At 55.9% G+C, this 23,345-nt stretch carries 20 protein-coding genes; 14 read left to right on the forward strand and 6 right to left on the reverse strand.

Annotation, left to right across the window (positions count from 1 at the left end; genetic code table 11):
- Window position 1 precedes the first annotated feature (1 nt).
- The 4 genes from AC1DJO_RS20415 (at window position 2) to AC1DJO_RS20430 (ending at window position 7,399) form a co-directional block, all read left to right on the forward strand.
- Window positions 2–2,059: a DEAD/DEAH box helicase gene (locus AC1DJO_RS20415; protein WP_477972684.1), complete on the forward strand. Its 2,058-nt coding sequence runs from the start codon at window positions 2–4 to the stop codon at window positions 2,057–2,059.
- Window positions 2,052–3,260, forward strand: a complete 1,209-nt coding sequence (locus AC1DJO_RS20420) for a GIY-YIG nuclease family protein (protein ID WP_477972686.1) — start codon at window positions 2,052–2,054, stop codon at window positions 3,258–3,260. The genes AC1DJO_RS20415 and AC1DJO_RS20420 overlap by 8 nt, the downstream gene beginning before the upstream one ends.
- Window positions 3,261–3,375: 115 nt before the next feature.
- Window positions 3,376–5,931 carry a hypothetical protein gene (locus AC1DJO_RS20425; protein ID WP_477972688.1) on the forward strand — a complete coding sequence of 852 codons (2,556 nt, stop codon included), beginning with the start codon at window positions 3,376–3,378 and terminating at the stop codon, window positions 5,929–5,931.
- Entirely contained in the window at window positions 5,897–7,399 is a 1,503-nt protein-coding gene (locus AC1DJO_RS20430; RefSeq protein ID WP_477972690.1) for an argonaute/piwi family protein, read from the forward strand. The genes AC1DJO_RS20425 and AC1DJO_RS20430 overlap by 35 nt, the downstream gene beginning before the upstream one ends.
- A gap of 1,013 nt (window positions 7,400–8,412) precedes the next feature.
- Here AC1DJO_RS20430 and AC1DJO_RS20435 read toward each other — a convergent pair.
- Entirely contained in the window at window positions 8,413–9,735 is a 1,323-nt protein-coding gene (locus tag AC1DJO_RS20435) for a hypothetical protein (RefSeq protein ID WP_477972692.1), read from the reverse strand.
- A gap of 2 nt (window positions 9,736–9,737) precedes the next feature.
- A complete protein-coding gene (locus tag AC1DJO_RS20440) occupies window positions 9,738–10,682 on the reverse strand; it encodes a hypothetical protein (RefSeq protein ID WP_477972696.1) in 945 nt (314 codons plus the stop codon).
- Window positions 10,683–11,005: 323 nt separating this feature from the next.
- Here AC1DJO_RS20440 and AC1DJO_RS20445 point away from each other — a divergent pair, with 323 nt between their 5' ends.
- The 9 genes from AC1DJO_RS20445 to AC1DJO_RS20485 all read left to right on the forward strand — a co-directional run bounded on the left by AC1DJO_RS20445 (window position 11,006) and on the right by AC1DJO_RS20485 (window position 17,764).
- Window positions 11,006–11,179, forward strand: coding sequence for a phosphoketolase family protein (locus AC1DJO_RS20445; RefSeq protein ID WP_112386540.1), 174 nt, complete (start codon window positions 11,006–11,008; stop codon window positions 11,177–11,179).
- Between the two features lie 100 nt (window positions 11,180–11,279).
- A complete protein-coding gene (locus AC1DJO_RS20450) occupies window positions 11,280–11,681 on the forward strand; it encodes a sulfocyanin-like copper-binding protein (protein ID WP_442208270.1) in 402 nt (133 codons plus the stop codon).
- A gap of 53 nt (window positions 11,682–11,734) precedes the next feature.
- Entirely contained in the window at window positions 11,735–12,241 is a 507-nt protein-coding gene (locus AC1DJO_RS20455; RefSeq protein WP_112538797.1) for a cytochrome b, read from the forward strand.
- Between the two features lie 109 nt (window positions 12,242–12,350).
- Window positions 12,351–12,818, forward strand: a complete 468-nt coding sequence (locus AC1DJO_RS20460; RefSeq protein WP_442208351.1) for a CBS domain-containing protein — start codon at window positions 12,351–12,353, stop codon at window positions 12,816–12,818.
- Between the two features lie 69 nt (window positions 12,819–12,887).
- Window positions 12,888–14,714 (forward strand): glycoside hydrolase family 15 protein, encoded by a 1,827-nt coding sequence (locus AC1DJO_RS20465; protein ID WP_477972718.1) that lies wholly within the window; start codon window positions 12,888–12,890, stop codon window positions 14,712–14,714.
- A 318-nt stretch (window positions 14,715–15,032) separates the two neighbouring features.
- Window positions 15,033–15,251 carry a hypothetical protein gene (locus AC1DJO_RS20470; protein WP_112538794.1) on the forward strand — a complete coding sequence of 73 codons (219 nt, stop codon included), beginning with the start codon at window positions 15,033–15,035 and terminating at the stop codon, window positions 15,249–15,251.
- Window positions 15,252–15,820: 569 nt separating this feature from the next.
- Window positions 15,821–16,537: a helix-turn-helix transcriptional regulator gene (locus tag AC1DJO_RS20475; protein ID WP_477972699.1), complete on the forward strand. Its 717-nt coding sequence runs from the start codon at window positions 15,821–15,823 to the stop codon at window positions 16,535–16,537.
- A 46-nt stretch (window positions 16,538–16,583) separates the two neighbouring features.
- Complete coding sequence (locus AC1DJO_RS20480) at window positions 16,584–16,952, forward strand: DUF1330 domain-containing protein (RefSeq protein WP_112386533.1); 369 nt, start codon at window positions 16,584–16,586, stop codon at window positions 16,950–16,952.
- A 284-nt stretch (window positions 16,953–17,236) separates the two neighbouring features.
- Window positions 17,237–17,764, forward strand: a complete 528-nt coding sequence (locus tag AC1DJO_RS20485) for an MBL fold metallo-hydrolase (protein ID WP_477972700.1) — start codon at window positions 17,237–17,239, stop codon at window positions 17,762–17,764.
- Between the two features lie 171 nt (window positions 17,765–17,935).
- On the opposite strand, the gene AC1DJO_RS20490 is transcribed toward AC1DJO_RS20485, so the two are convergent.
- Genes AC1DJO_RS20490 through AC1DJO_RS20505 form a run of 4 tightly spaced genes read right to left on the reverse strand, consistent with a single transcriptional unit; the run spans window position 17,936 to window position 22,551 of the window.
- Complete coding sequence (locus AC1DJO_RS20490; RefSeq protein WP_112538792.1) at window positions 17,936–18,772, reverse strand: alpha/beta hydrolase; 837 nt, start codon at window positions 18,770–18,772, stop codon at window positions 17,936–17,938.
- A 16-nt stretch (window positions 18,773–18,788) separates the two neighbouring features.
- On the reverse strand, window positions 18,789–20,276 hold the full coding sequence (locus tag AC1DJO_RS20495) for an NAD-dependent succinate-semialdehyde dehydrogenase (protein WP_112538791.1): 1,488 nt from the start codon (window positions 20,274–20,276) through the stop codon (window positions 18,789–18,791).
- A gap of 17 nt (window positions 20,277–20,293) precedes the next feature.
- On the reverse strand, window positions 20,294–21,520 hold the full coding sequence (locus AC1DJO_RS20500) for an iron-containing alcohol dehydrogenase (RefSeq protein ID WP_112538790.1): 1,227 nt from the start codon (window positions 21,518–21,520) through the stop codon (window positions 20,294–20,296).
- On the reverse strand, window positions 21,517–22,551 hold the full coding sequence (locus AC1DJO_RS20505; RefSeq protein WP_112538789.1) for an Ldh family oxidoreductase: 1,035 nt from the start codon (window positions 22,549–22,551) through the stop codon (window positions 21,517–21,519). The genes AC1DJO_RS20500 and AC1DJO_RS20505 overlap by 4 nt, the downstream gene beginning before the upstream one ends.
- Window positions 22,552–22,639: 88 nt before the next feature.
- Between AC1DJO_RS20505 and AC1DJO_RS20510 the strand changes: the two genes are divergently transcribed.
- Window positions 22,640–23,341 carry a GntR family transcriptional regulator gene (locus AC1DJO_RS20510; RefSeq protein WP_112538788.1) on the forward strand — a complete coding sequence of 234 codons (702 nt, stop codon included), beginning with the start codon at window positions 22,640–22,642 and terminating at the stop codon, window positions 23,339–23,341.
- The last annotated feature ends 4 nt before the right edge of the window (window positions 23,342–23,345 follow it).

Genomic DNA, 23,345 nt, shown 5'->3' on the forward strand with positions numbered 1-23,345 from the left:
CATGACCAGCGAAAAACACGTCCCTTCCGTTTCCGTCACCTATGCGCAAAATGGCAATTCAACCAAGCCGAACGAGCTTGGCATGCGGCCTATGCAGGAGTCGGTGTACGAGAAGCGGGGCGAGCAATATTTGCTGATCAAATCACCTCCCGCATCGGGCAAGAGCCGGGCGTTGATGTTTGTTGCGCTGGACAAGCTCAACAATCAGGGCTGCAAGCAGGCGATTGTCGTCGTGCCGGAAAAGTCCATCGGATCCAGCTTTGCCGATGAGGCGCTGTCGAAGCACGGTTTCTATTGGGATTGGCATGTCTCCCCGAAGTGGAACCTTTGCAATGCGCCGGGAGCGGATGGTGGCAAAGTCAATTCGGTCAAAGCGTTTCTGGATAGCGACGACAAGGTTCTCGTCTGCACCCACGCCACTTTCCGCTTCGCCGTCGATAAATTTGGCATCGAGGTTTTCGATGACAGGCTGATTGCGGTAGATGAGTTTCACCACGTTTCCGCCAATCCCGACAACAAGCTCGGCAGCCACCTGGGTCAGCTCATCGGGCGCGGTAAAACGCATATTGTTGCCATGACCGGCTCTTACTTCCGGGGCGACGCCGAACCGGTGCTCATGCCCGAGGACGAAACCAAGTTTGAGCCAGTCACCTACACCTACTATCAACAGCTCAACGGCTATAAATATCTGAAGTCACTCGATATCGGCTACTTCTTCTACGCCGGAGCCTATTCGGACGACATCTTGAAAGTGCTCGACCCGGAAGAAAAAACCATCATCCATATCCCATCTGTCAATTCGCGCGAGAGCACCAAGGACAAGATTAGGGAAGTCGAGCATATCATCGAAGAGCTGGGCGGTGGGCCAGATGCTTGGCAGGGAACTGATCCCGTGACTGGCTTTCAACTGGTGAAACGTCCCGATGGCCGCATCCTGAAAATCGCCGATCTGGTCGATCCCGATCATCAGGCGACGATCCAGGCCAGTCTCCGATCGCCCGAAATGAAGACGAACCGCGACTATGTGGACATTATTGTTGCACTTGGCATGGCCAAAGAGGGGTTTGACTGGATTTGGTGCGAGCACGCCCTGACGGTCGGTTATCGCTCCAGCCTGACCGAGGTCGTTCAGATCATTGGCCGCGCGACACGTGATGCACCCGGCAAAGCCCGCGCGCGGTTCACCAATCTCATTGCCGAACCGGATGCTTCCGAGGAGGCCGTGACGGAAGCGATCAACGATACGCTGAAAGCGATTGCGGCGAGCTTGCTCATGGAACAGGTGCTCGCGCCCCGTTTCAATTTCACGCCTAAGCGCCCGGAAAGTGAGCCGGCGCCCGGCTTCGACTATGGCGATGGCGGTTATGATCCGAACAAATGCAATGTCGGTTTCAACGAAGAGAGCGGTGAATTTCAGATCGAGATCAAGGGGCTTGCCGAGCCGAAAAGCAAGGAAGCGCAGCGCATTTGCCAGGAAGACCTGAACGAGGTCATTACGGCTTTCGTTCAGGACAAGAGGTCAATTGAACGGGGCCTGTTCGATGAAGAATTGGTGCCTGAAGAACTGACCCAGGTCCGTCTTGGCAAGATCATCAAGGATAAATATCCGGAGCTGGACGACGAAGATCAGGAGGCCGTGCGCCAGCATGCCATTGCAGCCCTGAACCTGACCCAGCAGGCGAAGGCCGCGCTGAATCCCGACGGGGAAGCTCCGAAATCCGGTAATACAGCCTTGCTTGACGGCATACGGAAGATCGCCATGGATGTGCGAGAGCTCGACATTGACCTGATTGACCGCATCAATCCGTTCGGCGAAGCATACGCCATCCTTGCCAAGACGATGGACGAGGAGAGCCTCAAGCAGGTCGCCGCCGTCATTTCCGGGAAGAATGTCAAGCTGACACCCGAAGAGGCCCGCGATCTTGCGCGCCGGGCCGTCAAATTCAAGCAGGAGCGCGGGCGTTTGCCATCAATCACTGCCGCCGATGCGTGGGAACGGAAGATGGCGGAAGGTGTAGCTTATCTGGCGCGCATGAAAGCGGAGGCCGCGAATGGTTGATTTCACCGACGAAGATGATGCTCTGCTTGCTGAATTAGGGGTCGAGGTCGAAACCAAGAAGGCTGGCAGCCGCACGCCGCGCGAAGAGCGGATTATCGCAGGCTTTGAGGAAATTCAGCGCTTTGTCGAAGAGCATGGCCGCGCGCCACGCCACGGCGAACACTGCGACATTTTTGAGCGGCTTTATGCCGCTCGGCTGGATCGTATCCGTTCGCTGGAAGAATGCCGCGCGTTGGTCGAACCTCTTGATCATTACGGCTTGCTTGGCGATGAGATTGCTGCCGCTCAGCCCGATATCGGCGAAATGGACGATGACGCGCTGTTGGCCGAACTTGGTATCGAAGTGGAAGCGCCAGAGATTACGACTCTGAAACACGTTCGCTCAACGGCAGAAAAACGAGCCGCCGAGGAGATTGCCAACCGTGAACGCTGCGAGGAGTTCGAGAGATTCAAGCCACTGTTCGACCAGGTCCAGGCAAATCTGAAAAGCGGCGTCCGTACGACACGAAAATTCGTGAAGGACGCGGGCTTCCTGAAAGCCGAAATCACGGTAGGTCAGTTTTTCATTCTGGGCGGACAGACAGCCTATGTCGCGGAAGTCGGCGAACCGATCAAGGCTCCTAATGGCGAGACAGACGCCCGTTTGCGCGTCATCTATTCCAACGGGACGGAAAGCAATCTGCTTCTGCGTTCACTTCAGCGCGCCCTTTATAAGGACGAAGCGGGCCGCCGTATCACCGAACCGAGCGCCGGGCCACTTTTTGCCGAGGAAACCGATGAAGATGATACCGCCAGTGGCACGATCTATGTTTTGCGCAGCAAATCTAACCATCCTCTTGTGGCCGAGAATCGCGACATCGTGCACAAAATCGGGGTGACCAGTGGCAGCGTCGAAAAGCGCATTGCCAATGCCAAACTCGATGCCACCTTCCTGCTGGCAGACGTAGAAATCGCCGCAACCTACGAGCTTTACAACATCAACCGGGCGAAACTCGAAAACCTGATCCATCGGGTGTTCGAACCGGCAAAGCTGGAAATCAAGATCAAAGACCGCTTCGGCAATCCCGTTGTGCCGAGAGAATGGTTTTTGGTGCCGCTGTTCGTCGTGGACGAGGTCGTGGAAAGAATCAAAGATGGCAGCGTTTCAGGGGTGGTATACGATCCAAAAACAGCGAGCCTGATCGATAGCGCTGCGGCCTGAAGGTTTTTAGCCGGGCCAAATTCATGGGCACTCTGTTTGTGTAAAAGCGAGGATAACTCGCACTTGGCACATCAAATGTTCTTGAGTTGTTCTCGCGATGGGTTACGCTGGTTGTATGAGCCACAAAACTAGCGTTTCGATTCTTGCCTCGCTATTGAGGCCCGACAACGACGCTCGCCCCACATTTTTGTTGGGGGCGGGGGCCTCATTTTCCTCCGGTGTTCCTCTGGCGGCTGAAAGCGTTCGTCGTCTTGCGAAGCAAGTCTATGCCGAGCGTGAGCTTGGAGGCAGGACTCTCCCAGAGCGCATAAAACCCTCGGAATGGACCAGTTGGCTTCACCAGCAGGACTGGTTTATTCACGGAGATGATCAACTCGCCGAGAATTTTCCGCTCGTAGTCGAGAATTTGCTAAAGCCGGAAGCGTATAGACGGCGATTGTTGTTAGAGCTTGTCAGCCTGAAGGGCGAGCTGGGTTCAGGTTACCGCGCCCTCGCTGATCTCGTCCTGCGCGGGCTTGCCGGAACGGTGATGACCACCAATTTCGATTTGTGCCTGCCGATGGCGCTCGGAGAGAAGCACCCTCATATAAGGCATGTTGCGGAAATCAATCGCAGGCCCGACGATTTCAACGAATTTAACCCCTTCGCAAGGGCTCAGATTGTATGGCTTCACGGCAAGGCAGAACAGTATACTGATCGAAACCTGGTTCATGAGACGCAAACTCTCGATCGTGTTCTCCTCGAAAAGCTGCATCCGCTCCTTGAGTTCTCGCCCTTGATCGTCATGGGGTATCGAGGGTACGAGCCGTCGATCATGTCATCGCTTCTCGGAGCCGAAGGTCAAAAATTCCGGCACGGTATATTTTGGTGTGTGAGAGCAGGTGAGCCGCTTCACCCCAATGTTCAGGCATTGTCGGACCGCTTGGGCAGTAATTTTCAAAGGCTGGAGATCAAGGGCTTTGATGAAATCCTGGCCGATTTGAATGTGGAGCTTGCCGGTGTCCAGCGGTTCGTTGCACTTTCAGTTGCCGAAGCCGGAGAGAGCTTTGATGACCAGATATGTGAAGGGGCAGTATGGGCTGATGTCGATGCAGACCTGGCGCTTGTCACCCTTCGGCAGTACTGCGAGAAACTTGAACGCGGTAGTCTCACATCAGATCAGCTCAAGCCATTGATGCGCGAGATCGGCCTATTGGCCCAGCAAAAGGATGCCTCGGAACAGCCGACGAATGCCTGCATCCTGCTGTTTGGTCGAAATCCTGAACGCTTCTTTTCGCATTCGGTGATTTCGGCGACGATTTCCGGAAAAAGGCGCATCGTTTTCGAAGGCAATCTAATCTCTCAATATCGTGCATTGCTTGAGTGGCTGGAAAGCAAAGATGTCAATCCCATCATCAAGGTTAAAGGCAAGCAAAAGCATTATTCGCGCGCTGCATACCCTGAGCGGGCTTTGATCGAAATGCTGGTTAACATGATTGTTCACCGGGACTATGAGATCGTAGCGCCAAGTCAAATCGACGTGGACGGAAACTCTGCCGTGTGCTTTTCCAATCCAGGCGGAATGTCTGCGCAGTCGAAAAATCGACTTGAGACAAATGACGAAGGTGCGTTCTCCCCCGTGCCGGAGTTCAGCGATCTCCGAAATAGAACCCTATGCGATGTATTTTTTGGGATCAGCGCCATGGAACGCGCGGGTACCGGTTTATCCGACACCCTCGATCTTTGTTTCGAAGCTGGCGGCTCTGCGTCATTCGCTTTCCCGCCCGGAGAGGATGGATTCCTCGCCAAGCTTTTCAGGCCGGGCGCTTCTGCGGGATCAGCCTCCGTGTCGATCGACACCCGCCCTGTGGGTACCTATACGATAAACTCGCTCATGTTCTCCGCTTTGCCTGAGACGATTACGCGCCTCAAGATTAAGGAAGGCGTCGACCTGTGGCGGGACGTTCCGCTGCATGATGCCGGTACATTCGTCTATGAGCACCGCAGCGGTGATTTATGGACGTTCTTGCCTACCCCTATCGCCAACCTCCTATTTGCAAATGTCCTTACGGAAGAGGCGACAGTCATCTCCCTGGCAGAGGCGGATTCAGACATTGTCCTGCACCGGAAAATCGCTTGGCTGATACGTAAGCATTTTGAGCAGCATATTCGGTCCTTCGAGAAGGACGGTCTTGTCGTTGAAAAGACGAAGAAGGGCCATCCGGCGAAACGTGCCTATTTTCAGAGCAGGAATAAAGACAACAGAACCATCGTTTATGACACACCCCGACGAAAGGGTATCAGACGCGATGTTGTCAAGAAGCGCGGCGATGACGGGAAGCCGTGGTTCGAATGCGAAGGTTTCGGCTACGAAGTTGTACGCCTGGGTAACGGCTGGGGTGTCCGGATCAAACCGTTCTACATGTTCACGAAGCAGGACGGCATCACCCCCTTGCCGGGATATATGCGGACGAGCCGCGCTACGCGCCGCATTCGCTTCGATAGAAACACCAATGTCGAGAGCGATCTCGTGTTCTGGGGGCGGTTCCTATCCCAAGGAGGGCAGACGATAAATATCGGTGATGAAAACGTGCCTGATCTGGTGCTGGAAGGCAGTTTTTACACCCAGGATGTAACAGAAGAAGGGCTGGTGGATCATGACGATTCAAATGAAGATCGACGTACTGCGTGAGCCCAGAATCGAGTTTTCTAATGCGAAAACCGACATCGATCCACGCCGGGGACTGCCAAAGAATGGACCATCTGATAACACGGGTCTGCGGCAGATCAAGCTGGGCTTTGTAGGCCTGTCAGAGGATATCGACGCTGCCGTTGCATGGCTGTCGCGATTTGAGACTTTCATTCCGGCGAAGGAAAATAATTCCGCGCGTTTTCGGAATTGGCCGGGCCTAGAAAAGGCCTTGAATGCAAAATTCATTATGGAGAAGCGGCACAGGCGCATCGTTTCTTCCTCTAAATATGATCAGCTTTTTCGCGACGCGCTGAAGGGTCAGAAGTTCGGTGAACTGGTTGAGCTCTTCGAATACGAAGTCAGCAGTCTGTACGGGGACGAGGCTCCCGACTGCATAATCCTGTGCATCAAGCCTGAACTTGGTGATTTGAGAGTCATGAACCCAGGCCTGTCGCCGGAGGAACGCCGGGCGCTGGAGTTCTTGCGGGCGGAAGAAGAAAGCGATCAGCTTGCGTTATTTCAGCCCTCGCCAGACGAGCTCGAAGCAGCGAGCGCACTCTATACGATGGCTGACGATTTGCTGTTTCGAACGTTCTACCGTGCCCTTAAAGCAAAGATCATGTCTGATGGTCAGGCTGTTCCAATCCAGGTCGTTAGACGCGACACAATCGAACGGCCAGACGATAAGGGGCAAAGTCAGGCCACTCGTGTCTGGAACGCTGCCGTTTCTATCTATTATAAATCAAAGGGCATTCCGTGGCGGCCTGCTGACCTGCCGAAAAATGTCTGCTTTGTCGGGATTTCCTTTCACCACATGAAAAAGCGTGGCGGGCATCTGGTCTATGCCAGCGTGGCGCAGGCTTATTCGACAGATATCGAACCTTACGCGATCAAAGGTGCGAGCATTGATCATGACCAGAAGCGTGATCGCCAACCTTACCTGAACCAGGCGCAAGCGCGTCAATTGCTCGAGCAGATACTGGAAGAGTACGAGCGACGAGCCGGAGTGACGCCCGACCGCGTGGTAATTCATAAGACGACAAACTATCAGCCTGAAGAAGAACGAGGCTTTCGGACGGCTGCCAAAGATCGGGTCGCCAACTGTGATCTGATCTGGCTGCGCAATACCTCGTTTCGTGTCGTCCGCAAAGGAACCGAAGAACCATGGCGCGGCACATTGTGTTCGCTAGATGGTCACTCCTATCTGTTCACGAGCGGCTATATCCCTTGGTGGAACGAATTCCCAGGAATGCACATTCCAGCACCTCTGGAAATCGGTTCTTGCGGTGAGACTGACATTCGTGCACGCGCGGAGGAAATCCTGGCATTGACCAAAATGAACTGGAATTCCAGCGATGGGATCACCCGTTTCCCGATCACGCTGCTCTTTGCACGGCGCGTGGGAGAACTGATGTGCGAGCTTTCGGATAACGCGACGCCCAATCCGTCTTATCGTTTCTACATATGATGTAAATAGTCAAGAAGACAGGGAAATTGGCTTGGCACCGTGTAGGCCTTTGGCTTCCTTTTGGGGCAGGGTGCAAGTGCTTGTGGTTGTAACGCCGAGGAAGCAGTAGCGTTACTGAAACTACGCTACGCTGGATCCACTCTTTGCCCTTATCGGTAAGGCGAAAGTTTGAGCCGCTCAACAAGTGTTGCGGGATACGCGGATTCTGCGCAGGGAAATAATTTCCTCTTCACGCGTCCGTGTCCTACAAAAGTCATTCAAGCGAGGTGCGGCTAGGGCTGCTGGCGAGGTGAAAAATTGAGAAACAGGGAACCACTCTTTATGCCCGAAGTGGGGCATTACTACAGGACCCGCAGCGGGAGCCGTGCATATGTTTCCAGTGACGTTGGCGTCAATCCGTTTCGGGAGAGCCGCATCGATCTCTATCCGCTAATTGGCTACATAGAGAGCCACCACCAAGTCTGCTCATGGAGCGTGGATGGACGTATAGAAAAGGGAATCGATCGGCCTTTAGACTTGGTAAGGGAAATTCCCGCACCGTCACCCATAGCTGGCTGGATTGCGATCACGGCGTCTGCGGTCAGTCCGCTTTCGTCGAGCCGTGAGCAAGCCGTTGGTTCGCTCAAAAACATTGAGAGGGACATTCCTCTCCTTGCGGTTATTTGGATAGAAACCTTGGCTGGTGACGGCTTATAGTCAAGTGGTGCTGGCCAAGCCGATCGGCATAGATTGCTGATCTATACGTCGACGGCAGGTGGTCAGGGGACACTCGGCGGGCTCAGCGGGATGGCGCACCGTGTCGGCGATATGCCGAAACGTAGCATGAAGCGCTTAGAATTGTGCTTGAACGATCCAATCTGCGTCGAGCACTCTCCAGACGGTCAACACGATGATCGCCATCTATATGGAGCGTTCTGTCACGCTTGTCGTCCCCCCGAAACCTCGTGCGAGGCTAGGAACACACGGCTCGACCGTCGGTTGTTAGTGCCCACCGTTGTAGGGCCTCAACGGAATCAGTGTTTCTTTCCATAGAATTCCGCAATCAGCTTTTGTGCACTTTTTTTCAACGAATCTGGGTTCGATTCGTTCGCAGCCTTCAGCAGGGCCGCTACAGATTTATTCTTCACGCCAAGCGAAGCTAAGTCCTGACCTTGAACAAGGCTGATCCATTGCGCTGCCGGTTTCGAGTCTTGGAGTTTTGCCAAAACATGCGTGTCAGCGGGAAGGACATGATTGAGATAATATTGCCAGCGATCAGGCGTGAATTTTTCAACAATCCTTTTTGCCTCCGCTGCCGCAGACCAAGAAACGCCGTAACGATTCCCTAAAACGATGCACAAAAGTGCAGTTGCACAAGCCGGGAACGCTGGGGTTGGTATCGTTGTCCCGAGCTTGGAAAGGTTTTTTACGGGAGCGTGCTCATTGTAGAAGTTGTTCATGCCCTCATGAGCGCGAAGTATCTCGTCCGCAGCTTTTATGAACGTGTCGCTTCTGAGATTCTCGGGCACATAATCGAACCCGCCAACTTTTAGGAGAACACTCTTCAGTCCGCTAACTGAAGTTTTTTTTCCGTCGGCGTACGTTTCGGCATAAGTGTGGCCCACCTGCCAACGCTCTGGATCACGCAGAAGGGTCCAGATGGTTGGAACTATCGAATTTGCGTTCGCTAACACGTGTTCAAGTTGGGCACCGGTCTTCTTTTTGCTCCCATTCATGAGAACACTGATCGTCAATTTCAAAAAGAAATACGGCGAAGACTTCAGCATCTCAACCTTGGGGTCGGTTTCGGCAAGAGTGGCTCCTTCGAGGGCATTTCTAAACTCAACGAACTTTTTAGCTACCTCAACTTTCGGTCGCCCCAAGACGCCTTTGACGCACGCTTTGAGTGCCGATACCGCTTCCGTCTCGTCAATGTCCTCCATCTCGGCTTCAGCCATATCCAGCTTCGAGAAGTGCGTGACCATCTCGTAGGTATGTCGAAGCCTCATGGAATCCGTAGAGGATATAACGCCCAGTTCTTCGGCAAGTCTTATTGCATCTCTGGTTGTCAGGACGTCCTCGATATCGTCATCTTCATCGACGTCGGTTCGACCCAACATCTCGGCAATCAACCCTATGCCGACAGTCGAGAGCTCCTTTTTTAATGCGGTTACGGTTTTCCCCCAAAGGAAATTGATGCCCATTTCGTAAAATTCAGCATCGAATGCTGCAACAATTTGCTTCCGGTCCTTGAGGCCGAGCTGCGGCGCGTAGCTGACGATTTCCGATGGAAGCTTCGCAGTTGCAGGAAGTAGCTGTGTATTGTCTGGCTGCCAAAGGGCTAAATCCGTCGCCATTCTTATATCCCTTTAAAATCTGTCCAGCCATCCTGTGACTGCATGAAGGCTGCCGACAGGCCGTTCCCAACTCTCGACGCAAGCGTTGAAAAGGCTCTCTTTCGAGCGCCCCCTACGACCGTGTTCGCTTTAGGTATGGTGGTGAAGCAGTTGTAGCCCAGCAGTGCGCCTCTGTTGTTAAATAAGACAATTCCGTCCGAATTGAACATACCTTTAACGAGGTCAGCCTTGCTGTTCAAATTCGGTTCACTGTATTCGTCTGCTTTTAACTTTGTTATCAGGTCAACAAAATCTATAGGATTCTCCAGTATTATTCCGTCCGATGATAGAAATTTTGGTGCGTTTGAAGCGGTAGATACTGCTACTAGAGAGCCGTGGGAAGCATGTAAGGCCGTCGAAAGAAGTTTGCTTATGTAGCTCTGTAGAGATTCGGCAGTAGGTTTCGGAGCATTCTTACAAACAGCAGAAACTAAGTTATCCAGGTGTTGAAGAGGTGGAAGACTATCCTCCTCTCTATTGTTCAAGAATATAAAGTGCGACTTTTTGAAATTTGATTTAAGTTCGATGCATTCATCTGCTATCTGGAATGCTTTCACTAATATCAAGTCCGGGTTTCCGTCGCTCATGATTACGCTGTCGACAGGAACGGCTATTGATCTTGTGGAACCTCTGAATAGCCCATACTCAATCTTATCCTTACCTTTCTCATTTATGTAGATTAGCCAATTTTCTCCAGCGAGCGGTGCACACTTCTTCAAGGCCTGTTTAATGCCGTTAAGGTTTGGATCAGCAATCCCAATCTGAAATTTTTCTCCATCAGGCAGCATCGCCATGGCTTTATCAAAATCATTGCACAAATAGACCTGAGGTCGAAGCTTGACGCCCTCTTCTTTGTAATGAGCCAACATTACGATTAACTCGGCCAGATGTATGACCGGGTTGATCAATGTCAGTTTGCTAATTGAACAGAAATCGCTGACTGCGCCGACGAGATGCGTCCTAAATGTGATATTTTGTACCAATTCCTTCCCCATCGGATTGCTAAATAAACGTGGGTCCCCTCACATAGGCCGTATCAATCATGCCGTTCAATGGGGCTGTCAAGCTGGGTTGTGTTGGAACCTCTTTGATATGAGGCGCGTGTGATTCAAATGAGATTGAATGACTGGCCGCACGGCTCCGCTATGACCTGAAGGCTATAGATGAACTTACAAGTCTCCGTGTACTCAGGCCCCCGCAACCAATCTTTCCAGATACTTAGCAAGGTAATTTGGCCCTTGAAGCCATCGCGCGAGTTCCTGGTCTAGCCGAGAAACACCCTCAAGCCGTCGCCTTTCTGCATGAAAAACTCGCCCGGCACCGCGCATATGTGCGAGACCATGGGGAGGACATGCCGGAGATACTGAACTGGCGTTGGCGTGGGGCAGGTACCGCGGGTCGGTGATTAAGCAATGACGTTCAGGAAGGCGTCAGATTCACTGGCTAGTCGGGTCTGGTTCAACCACCGAGAGGCGACTGACGTGAAGATTATACGAGGAGTTCTGGTGGCTTTCGCACTGGCCGGCGCTGTCACCCCAGCTTTGGCAGCGACCACAGTCAGGGTCGTTGAGGGAGGGGAGGGAGGTGGTCCGATGACTCTGTCAGTTGATCAGCCAACCATCAAGGCCGGCGATACCGTGTTCATGGTGCATAATGATGCGGTGACGGAGGAACACGAGATGGTTTTGGTCAAATTGAAGTCACCCGACGCGACCGTCCACGTTGTCGCCGGCAAACATCGCGTCGATGAAAAGCAGTTGAAGAGCATGGGGGAGGTCTCCGAGCTCAAGCCTGGCGCTGACGGGCAGTTGAAGGCGAACCTCACTGCTGGCTCCTATCTCCTTCTGTGCAATATCAAGGGCCACTATGAGGCCGGCATGCATGCGATGTTGACCGTCACGAAATAGGGGCTTCCCCGTCAAAGATAAGTATAAGCAGAAACAGTGGCAAGGAGACGACGATGAAGAAATTGACACAAAACCCGACGGCGTACTCCTTGCCGCAACGCATCCTTCATTGGCTGTCGGCGCTGCTCGTCTTCTACAATCTGCTTTTGCCTGACGGCATGAGCGAGTGGCAGCGGGCGATCGAACACACCGGTTCGGCAACTGATGCGCAATTGGCAGGCGCCGATCTCCATGCGTATGTCGGAATTTCGATACTGTTGCTGATCAGTATCCGCCTCGTGCTGCGCTTCATTCAGGGAACGCCTTCCGCGCCCGCCGAGGAACCTTACGTCCTGACCTTTGCAGCCAAAGGCGCCCACGCGACGCTTTACCTGCTCCTTTTCGCATTGCCGATCAGCGGGATGGCAGCGTTCTACTTCGGTTACGACCGCACGGGAGAGGTACACGCCGAGGTGCTGAAAGTTATACTCTGGATCGTCATCGCCGCCCATATCCTTGGCGCGCTTGCTCATCAATTCTATTGGAAGACGAACGTCTTGAAGCGAATGACGGTCGGATGAGCTTGCTGCAGAAGGGCCCCGATTGATCCCGATCAAAGCGTCCTGTCGAAATATAAGCTTCAATCGCCTCCACAGACCAGGAGGTAAGGTCATGCTGGCCAAAGACATAATGACGTCCCCCGTCACGACAATAGACGAGGGGCACAACGTCAGACAAGCGATCGAGATCGTCAACGCCAATAAGATAGGGGCCGTGCCCGTCGTTGACGCAGAGGGACGGCTGACCGGAATCGTGACCGAAAGCGACCTGATCCGGCGCGTGGCATCTTCCTGGACAAGACGTTCCGTCCCACACACGCGTGACCGGGCGGACGCGCTTGCGGACTATCTCAAAGCCAGGAGCTGGCGCGTCAAGGATGTCATGTCGTCACCCGTCATCAGCGCCACGCTCACGTTCAGAATGGAATCCGCCGTTCGTGGTCGGTTCGCACGACGGTCGCGGATGTCGGCGCCTGCACCCCGATTGCGCGGATTACCCAATAGAAGCACCGATTGTACAAGGGCCGGCACTCCCTATAGCGGCCTTCAGCATGCTCTTCCTTGTCGTTTATGTCAGGTGCGCCAGATCGCCAAGTAGCGGGCACGGTGCATCACAGACGAGAAAGAGGACGCGATGGATAACAAAATCGAGGTGACGGAGAGTGCGATGGACGCGGATGTCACGGCGCGCGCCGTGGCGAATATTCCGCGAACAATAGAGAGCCACGGCGTCATCGGCGATCTTGCGACGATCGCGCTCGTCGCGACAGACGGTACGATCGACTTCCTGTGTTGGCCTGACTTCGACAGCCCGTCGATATTCGCTGCATTGCTCGATCCGGAGCGCGGCGGAATGTTTCAGATCGCACCGGACCTTCCCAATGCCCGCGTAACCCAACAATACCTTCCGGACACGAACGTCTTGCTGACACGATGGATGGCGGACGAGGCCAGCGGAGAGCTTACGGACTTCATGTATGTGAAGAACCGGCGTAGCGATGGGTCCAGCATGCTGGTCCGACGGTTCAGAGCGACCCGAGGCACGATGACGATCCGCGCGACCTGCTCCCCGAGATTCGATTACGCCTCCAAACGAATATCCCCGCAGCTTGATGGCGTCACAGCCATCTGGCGACATCCCAATGGCGAGGTGGTGCGGCTGGTGGCGGGCGCATCACTCGGCGAGATCGACGGCGCCGTCACCGCGCAGATCACGCTCCGCGCGGGCGAGGTCGTCGATTTCATACTCGACAACGGCGACGACGAGTTCGATGAGACACCTCAAAAGATGGAGGACCAGACCGTCGCCTTTTGGCAGGACTGGGCAAGGCAGTCGACCTACCGCGGGCGGTGGCGCGAAATGGTCAACCGTTCCGCGCTGACGTTGAAGCTCATGACGTCGCGCAAACACGGTTCAGTGATCGCTGCGGCAACGTTCGGTTTGCCTGAGGCGCCGGGCGGCAGCCGCAATTGGGATTACCGTGCCACTTGGATCAGAGACGCATCCTTCACGGTCTACGCGCTGATGAGGCTTGGCTATCGACAGGAGGCGATGGCATTTAACAACTGGATCGGGCAGCGTGCAGCCGCATGCGACGCTGGCGGCCGCCTGAAGATCATGTACGCGGTAGATGGTGGAGAGGTACCAGACGAGATCAACCTCGATCATCTACGAGGATATGGCGGCGCCACACCTGTGCGCGTTGGCAACAAGGCGTCCGAGCAGTCCCAGCTCGACATATACGGCGAGCTCCTCGATTCAATTTATTTGAGCAACAAATATGGGCATGCGATCTCCCACGATCACTGGGAGGGCGTCCGCGAGGTGATCGAGTACGTCTGCGACCACTGGCAGGATCCTGATGCTGGGATCTGGGAGATGCGCCGAGAGCCCCAGGAATTCCTTCATTCGCGGCTCATGTGCTGGGTGGCGGTCGACCGCGGAATCCGTCTGGCGACGAAACGATCGCTAGCCGCTCCTTTCGTCAAGTGGCAAGACGTGAGGAACGATATCTATAACGATATCTGGACCAACTTCTGGAATAAAGACAGGGGTCACTTTGTCCAGACCAAGGGCGGCGAAATGCTCGACGCCTCGCTTCTCCTGATGCCGCTTGTGAGGTTCGTTAGCGCAACCGATCCGCGGTGGCTTTCAACGCTGGAGGCTATTGGCGCACAGTTGGCTGACGACGGCGTCGTTCACCGGTACAGAAGCGACGACGGCCTCGACGGGGAAGAGGGCGCCTTCTCCGCCTGCTCGTTCTGGTATGCCGAGTGCCTGGCTCGGGCAGGGAAGAGTCAGAAAGCTCGCAGGGTTTTCGAAGCGGCCTTGAACTACGCCAACCATCTCGGACTTTACGCCGAGGAGTTCGACGCCCAGGCGCGACTAGCCGGCAATTTCCCGCAAGCCTTTACCCATTTGGCCTTGATCAGCGCTGCATTCTATCTCGACCGGGAGCTTGATGATCGAAACAGTCAAGAATGGCGTCCGTAAAATAGGCCTCTGGTGCATTTTGCTTTGACTGAGCACAGGTGATGGTCGGGCTCGATCGCCGCCGGAACTTGCCTTCATCCTCCGGTTCTCACAAAACGAGGAGGAATGCCAAATGTCAGTCCCATTCGAGCCAGTCGCGCCGCCGCCGAAAGTGCCCCCGCTCGACAATCCGCCGGACCCCGATCGAATTCCGGGCGAAGAACCGCTTCCGGATCCGGAACCGGACGATGGCGGGGCGCCGATCTCAAGAAGTTCCACTCGCTACTCGACATGGGGGGTGCTCTGCGCGGGCGTTCGACTGCAGCCCGAGGATCGCAAATGAGCGGCGACCGGAAAGACAATCTACGTGACCAGCTCGAAGACTTCGTCGACTCCCTAGTCGTGAAGGGTGCCAAGCAGTCCGACGTCTATGACGCGATCGTTGATGAAATCGGAAACCTTCGGAAGGCATACGACCGCGATCCAGACCCGGCCGAAGACAGGCCCGGTGCGGAGGCCGAGGAACCTTCGAACGAGTGGCCCGGCGCGCTGCCCTGAGGGCAGGCGGCCCAGGTCACGCTGAGCGAACTCCTTCGGCCCACAACATGCCAAACCAGACCGCGGAATCCGGCCCCTTGCTCCATTCGAGCAACGCGTCGTGTGCTTTGACGACCTCGCACGAAAGGCCGGTCGCCACGATGTCGTCCATCGCTTCGTCGACGATGATTTCTATGTTGCGGAGCAGCCTAAAAGAGCACGAGGTGCGTTGCGGCTAGTAACTAGACACGCCTGATGTAGCAACTGCACGGGGCGACGTCTGACGACCGGGTCGTTTTGCCTGTCGCATGGGACGATGGTCGGCATCGAAAAGCTCCTAAAGGATCTCCTGTATCGAACACGATGCCATCGCGCCGTACGACTCGTGCGTCTCGGGCGGCGGCGGAATAACGACATCTTACCGATAATGGGGGACACGACGTCGCCCAAGGTCAGGGACATGTACGTACGCGATCGTCACATCGATACCCTTAAAGTGAAGGCGCGGAATTTCCAATAGATGTCCGTTCTTGGACGCCGCCCGCGAAAGCACTAGATATCTCAGACCGAAAGACAGGACCATTCGCTGAATGTCGAGAACGAGCCGCTTCTTCGAAATGCTGGGCATGCTTCGCACACGACGAACGCCGGTAACCGCGCTGGAGCTGGCGCAGGAACTCGGGGTCTCCGAAAGGAGCGTTTATCGGGATATCGAAACGCTTCGTCTGCTCGGAGCACCTTTCGACGGGCAGGCGGGCGTCGGGTTTCTACTGCGCGACGGTTTCTTTCTGCCGAACTTCGCATTCTCGGCCGAAGAGGTTGACGCTCTGATCCTTGGACTGACCTGGGTTCAGCAGAGAGCCGATCCGGCGTTGTCCCAGAGCAGTGACAGCGCTCTGGCGAAAATCCTCTCGTCTCGGACCGACCGGCTGCATGACGAACACGCGCCGGCACTCGTTTCGGCAGCATCGATCTCTCAGCGGCCCGATCCGGCGCAGGTCGGGATGCTGCGTGATGCGATCCGTCGCCTGCGAAAGGTCGCGATCGCATACGAGGATGCTGGCGGCGCTATGTCTGAACGTGTCGTCTGGCCGATCACGATCGTGTATTTCGACGACGTGCGTGTTCTAGCCGCGTGGTGCGAAGCCAAGTCGGCATTCCGTCCCTTCCGCGTCGACCGTGTTCGGTCCGCGTCGATCCTCGACGACCGGTATCCGGAACGACGGTCTCTGCTCATGCGGCGCTGGCGCGAGCAAGATCGGGACTGGCGTTCGTTCCTGACAGTTCCTGACGGTGCAAGAGGTTAGACTTTCCGAAGCGTCCCCAAGGACGCTCTGAATGAAAGGATAGCTTATGGTCGCGTTTTCACCCGACGTCTTTGAAAAGTTCCTCTCTGAAGAGGACGACGCCCCCGTCGTGATGCTGAACCTTCTACGGTTCGTCCCCGAGGGCGGCCGGGAACGGCATCTGGAATACCTCAGAATGGCGGAACCCATTCTAGCCCGCTTTGGTGCACGCATATTGTTCCGTGGCGACGGCCTCGATGTCCTTACGACCGGGCCGGTGGAAGGCTGGGACGCAGTGCTGCTAGTGCAGTACCCGCGGCGGACGGCATTCAGAGAAATGGTGGAAGACGCCGAGTATCAGAAGGCGTTCGAAGTAGGAAAGTCGGCCCTTGCAGATATCGTCCTGCAACCTTTGCAGATTTCGAAAGGACTTTGAATAAACCACCATCGGCTGCCGCGCCGTAGTACCGCAGCAGCCGGCATATGCTCTGCACGTTCACACCGGAGGGGAAGTGGGGTTCCCGTTCAAGCGGGGGGTGGGTTCTCGGTTCAAAATCCTCATCGTCCGTCTGGCGGCGAACTTGACTTTCCTCGGTGTCGATCCTGCGTCCCTCACGAAGATCATCTTCACCCACACGTACCCGGATCATTCGGGCGAAACGACGCTGCCGGACGGGGCTTTGCCGTTTCCGAACGCCAATATCAAATCAGCGAAGCCAAGTGGTCTTTCTGTACGGATCCGAACTACGAGACGTCCAGCCGGAGCCGCTTTACGCCTTCGCCCGTGGGGCACAGCGCGACCTCTTTGCCGTGAAGGATTGGCTGACGCACGTCGAGATAGGCGACGAAATCGTGTCAGGTTTGAACGTCGTACGCACGCGAGGTCACACGCCAGGACACATCTCGCTGGTACAGGACGGCGACGGCAACCTGCTGAAAGCGGGGCGACGTCATCCCAAACGACATCGTCTCCTTTGGCAATCCGAAATGGCATTTCGGCTTCACACCGAACAGAAAATCGCTCTCGCGAGCCGCGCTGCGCTACTCGACAAGGCCGTGAATGAGAAGCTCCGTATGTTCGGCTACCACTGGAGCAACCCCGGCGTCGGTTCCGTGGAGCCACGGCGCAGGATACATGTTCGTAGCGCGATGACCGAAAAATGGCTCCCGTGTTCAATTGGTCGAGCTCGACGAGATCGCGACGAAATGAAGAATGCGGTCATGACCTTTGCCTCCGACGCAGCTTAGAAGCTCGTTGCCGTTCCCTGATCGACCCCACCTCAGTGTTGTACTCGCTTTGGTTGTCAGCATGTTCGCAAGCGCGAGCTGCATACGCTCAAGCGGCCTGCCCCTCATCAGGCGACGCTGGTCACTGGTCTAACTCTTGTTCCGTTCGCACTAAATCCCCTTGCTTGGGACTTAACGCCTGCCTCCACGCGCGACGTATTGGATTAGGCCGAACAGACTGTCGCTCGTTTCGCTGCCAACCACACCGAGATCTCGCACAGCATCCATGTGATTTCGATTGCGAATGACCCGTATCGAAACGGGAACACCCTGTTCCCGCAACACATTGGCGAAGGCGTCCAATTGCACGTGAAACGGCCTTGTTTCATTCTCGCCTACCGCCAAGATCGCGCGGCAAGAGGGATCGTACGAATGGCCTAGTGGCGTGAAGGCCGCGACCTCGTCATCCGTAAGAGCAATCTCGGCCTTTAAAAAGGACTGCTGTAAGGGAAGGAGATCGTAGAGGCCGCCCAGCAACAGGGCGCCATTGACAGAGGAACCCGTGGTGCTGCTTTGAAAAAGGAATGTTGAAAGATGGGCTCCTGCAGAATGACCACTGATCGTGAGCAATGAAGGGTCGCCACCGTGCTCTGCTATGTGATGAATGATCCATTGCTTGGCACGAACGACCTGATCTACCAGGACCTTCATCCTCACACCCGGCATCAACGCGTAGTCTACAATCACCGCGATCGCGCCAGCGCGTGTGACTGTATTGGCAATGCAGGAGTATTCACGCTTTGACCACATCCGCCAGTATCCGCCGTGGATGAACATGTGAACCGGAAGATTTTGACGAGGCCCTTCTGGGAAAAAGATGTCCAACGATTCACTCGGGCCATCGCCATAGGCGACGTCCGCTATCATGGGTAACGTTTCCCGCGCCTTGGCACTGGCCGCGACGATCTCTTCAACGATGACATCGAAATCCGCGACATGGTCGCGGATCCGAAAGGGGTCGGTCTCCAAAATCACTCCTCCAGGATTAGAAACTCGTGGCGATATATTTGGCTTCCATGAATTCAGCAATGCCATGGTGCTGACCGCCTTCGCGCCCAAGACCGCTCTGCTTCACTCCGCCGAAGGGCGCGGCCGGATCAGAGACGAGCCCCCGATTGAGCGCGATCATACCCGCTTCGATGCCGGAAGAGACGCGTAGCCCACGCGCGATATCACGCGTGTAGACGTAAGCGGCAAGCCCGTATTCGGTGTCGTTTGCGCGTTCGATGGCCTCGTGTTCGGTTTCGAACCGGTACAGAGGCGCGACCGGTCCGAAAATTTCCTCTGCCTTCATCTCTGAATCGTCAGAAACGTCTGCAAGCACCGTTGGCGGATAAAAGAACCCATCACCTGTTGTCGCATCACCGCCGCACAGGACGCGCGCACCTTTCGCCTTGGAATCTTCGACCAGGCGGCTGATCTTTTCTACCGCCTTTCGGGTTATCATCGGGCCGCATTCGGTGTCAGCCTCAACGCCCGCCCCGACTTTGAGCGCAACCATACGCTTCGTGAGACCTTCAGCGAACTGGTCGTAGATCCCGGACTGCACGTAGAAGCGGTTTGCCGCCGTGCAGGCCTCTCCCGCATTGCGCATCTTGGCAATCATCGCGCCCTCGAGCGCCGCATCGAGATCCGCGTCATCGAAAACCAGGAACGGTGCATTGCCACCAAGCTCCATCGAGCAAGATATGACATGCTTGGCCGCTTCAGCGAGCAGCTGGCGGCCGACACCTGTTGACCCCGTGAAGGAAAGCTTCCTGACCCGTGGGTCGGCCAGAACCACCTCGGTCATCGGGCCAGGGGTCGTTGTCGTCAGTACGTTGACGACGCCCTTCGGTACGCCGGCCTCTTCATATATTGCGGCCAGAGCATAGGCTGTCAGCGGCGTCTCGCTTGCCGGTTTCAAGATTACCGTACAGCCAGCCGCTAGTGCCGGAGCTATTTTGCGGGTGGCCATCGCCGCCGGAAAATTCCACGGCGTAATCAGCAGGCAAATGCCAATTGGCTGATAGTCGACGATAATGCGGTTGGTGCCAGATGGCGCAATGCCGAACTCGCCGGTGATGCGAACGGCTTCCTCGGCATTCCAGCGAAAGAATTCGGCAGCGTAAGCGACCTCGCCCCGCGCGTCTCCCAACGCCTTGCCGTTCTCCATCGAGATCAACGACGCGAGCATCTCCGAGCGTTCAAGCATCAGTTCGAAGCATCGGCGCAAAATTTCGGAGCGCCTGCGGGGAGGCGTTGCGCGCCACGCAGGTGCCGCTGCCGCGGCGGCATCAACGCTCGCGCGTGCGTCATCTATCGTCGCATCTGGCACGGATGTCAGAACTCTACCTGTAGAGGGATCGATAACATCGATCTGTTGTCCGGACCGAGACTGTCGCCATTCTCCGTCGATGTAGAGCCCGCGAGCGGCGGCTGCGATGTCCGGGACTTGATGATTGGAATTAGAGATCTGCTGGGCAATGGTCATGGGTGTTCCCTCGATAGCTAGATAGCGGATGCGGCCAGATCGCCGTCATAGGCCGCTTTGACGAGACGCTTCATCGCGTCGAGGTCGAAGGGCCGTGGATTGTTCTTGATGAGCCGATCAATTCCGAAAGCCTGTTCGGCCGTCCAGTCGAGCTTGTCTTGGGCCAGCCCGAGATCGGCGAGCGTGCGGGTGATACCGATCGCCGCAAACAGCCTGCGAATTTCCTCGATTGCGGCGGTCGCTAGCTGCTTTTCGTCGAGGTCCGGTGTCGCCAGACCGAGCGCGGTTCCGATCTCGGACATTTCGGAAATTGACGCAGACAGATTGTAGTTCATGACGTACGGCATCATGGTTGCAACACCGAGGCCATGGGCGGTATGCGTCAAAGCACCTGCGGGATATTGAATGGCATGAGCCGCGGCGGTACCGGCTGTCCCGAACGCGCAACCTGCTGCAAGCGCCCCCATCATCACCTCTGCACGCGCATCTTCGTCGGAGCCATCCTTGCAGGCCTTCTCAAGGCTGCGGCCGAGAAGCTTGATAGCCAAAAGGGCGAAATGGTCCGTCAGCGCACTTTTGCCGATAAAGACGTGGTTTTGCGCCAGTGCGTGATCCGTCCCGCGGCGAGCGGCGGTAAAGGCTTCGATCGCGTGGGTGAGGGCGTCGGCCCCTGCGATCGCCGTTAGACCCGGTGGGCAGGTCATCGTCAGTTCCGGGTCGCAGATCGCCGCCGTGGCAATCAAGTAGGGGCTCGATATCCCGACCTTCAAAGTGCGTTCAACGTCCGAGATCACTGCCACGGGCGTTACCTCCGAGCCGGTACCTGCCGTCGTCGGAACGGCAATGACAGGGATCGTCGGGCCTGGAACTTTGTATTCGCCGTAGTAGTCCTTCAGTTTACCGCCGTGGGTCAGCAATAGGGCGGCGCACTTTGCCATATCCAAGCAGCTTCCCCCGCCAATGCCGATCACCATCTCAGGATCAAAATCGCGGGCATATTCGACGCAGACCGATACGCTATCAGCAGGGACGTCCGGTTGGACCCCATCATGGATCAGGAAATCGATGGATGCGGCTTCGAGGGCCTTCACCAACTCGGCAAACACGCCGGTGCCGGCGAGCCGCTCGTCGGTGCAGATCAAGGCACGCCGTCCAAGCCTAGCTGCGACGGTTGGCAAAGCGTGACGTTGCCCTTTGCCAAACAGAATTTCTTGGGGAAGCCGTAGAGCGGCGAAAAGGGTCATTGTCCATGTCCTTTGACAAGCGATTTGCTGGAGTGAGAGAGGGCGTTCAGTTCGTCCCAAAGCCTGGCCGAAATCTCGATACCATCGGAAAGCGCACCTTCGCGTCGAGCCGACGCGCCGTCGCCTGGAACGGTCACGCGCATGCCAGAATCCGATGGGCGGGAACTGCGTACGCTGTCGAGATATGCGCTGAAGCAGGCTAGGAGTTCGGGTTGTTCACCGACATCAATAGCGATGAGCACATCGCCTTTGTTGCATATGGCGTCGGCGTCGAGCGTCCCTCGGACGTCTGGCGCGATTGCGGATCTCGCAATCGACGCCACCATCAGTTCCAGCGCCATGCCGAGAGCATAGCCCTTGGCTTCGCCAAAGGGTGCGATCGAGCCCCTAATGGCGGCCGCCGCATTAGTTGTCGGTCTCCCGTTGGCATCGCGTGCCCAGCCTTCAGGTATTGGCAAACCGTTTGCAGCATGGTGGTGTATCTTGCCCATTGAAACGATGGCGGTAGCGAGGTCGACCACCAGAGGCCTGCCTGCCGTCGGTACTGCAATTGCCAACGGGTTGGTTCCTAAGAGAGCCCGCGTCCCACGGTAGGGGTGCACGAGGGCCTCGCTGGAGGACATGGCAAGTCCGATCAAGCCTTTCTCGGCAAAGCGCTCGACGTAATACGCGAGCATACCGAGATGGTTGGAGTTGCGGATGCCGGCAACGGCGATACCAGTCTTGTGAGCTTGCTCCGCAATTCGTTCCAGCGCGGAGCTAGCGACGACTGGGCCAAGTCCTTTCAACCCATCAACCTCCAAAAACGACGATGAGCGCCAATGGGCATTTCCCTCGGTGGCTGGGTCGATTAGGTCGCGCTCGATGCGGGTCAGAATACGAGGAAGGCGTTGCAAACCGTGAGATGGGTGACCTTTGAGCTCGCCCTCGATAAGCACGCACGCCTGAAGATCGGCGCATTTTGAGGGTGCGCCGCGCTCGACCAGGAGTCGCCCAGCGAGCTTTAAAGCTTTCTCCGGATCAACCTTCACGTCCGCTCCAATTTAAAATCCTATAGGATATGGGATTGCATATAGCGGAGCATCGTGGTAGCGGTTGGTCATGTCAAGAGGCAAAAACATGCAACAAAGAAATCAGACTGCCGCACCTGAAGCGTTCGATACGAGTGGATTTATCCACCGCGCAAACAGTCTTGCAGGGAGCGTCTACGAGGCGATTTTCGCGCAGTTGATGTCGTTAAAAATCGCGCCTGGTGCTAGGATCACGGTCGATAACCTGGTTAAAGAGCTGAATGTCTCGCAGACGCCTATTCGCGAAGCGCTAGGACGACTCGAGGGCGAGGGTCTTGTCATCAAGACCCATCTCATCGGCTTTAGTGCCGCGCCGCAAATCACCCGACGCCGTTTTGATGAACTTTATCAGCTCCGGCTCCTTCTTGAACCCGATAGTGCGGCCCGGGCGGCCACTGCCATGGATGAGGGCAAGCTAGCATCGCTACGGGAAGCAGCTGGCCTCATGGGCCGTCGTGAAGGCGGTGATGAACGTCTGCGCTATTCGACCTTCGCTCGGCAAGACGCAATGTTCCACGACAAGATCTTGGAGATCGCCGGCAACGAGCTCATTCGCGAGACCCTCAATCATCAGCACACCCATTTCCACATCTTTCGTTTGATGTTCCATTCGCGCGTGACTGAGGAAGCGCTCGACGAACACGAGGCACTCCTTGGTGCACTCGAGGCGGGCGACGCGTCTGCAGCGGAGCGTGCAATGCGCGAGCATCTCGAGCATTCGCGTGACCGGCTCCTGCCGGCATTCGACTGAGGAG

Source organism: Rhizobium sp. 05N430 (assembly GCF_056396985.1).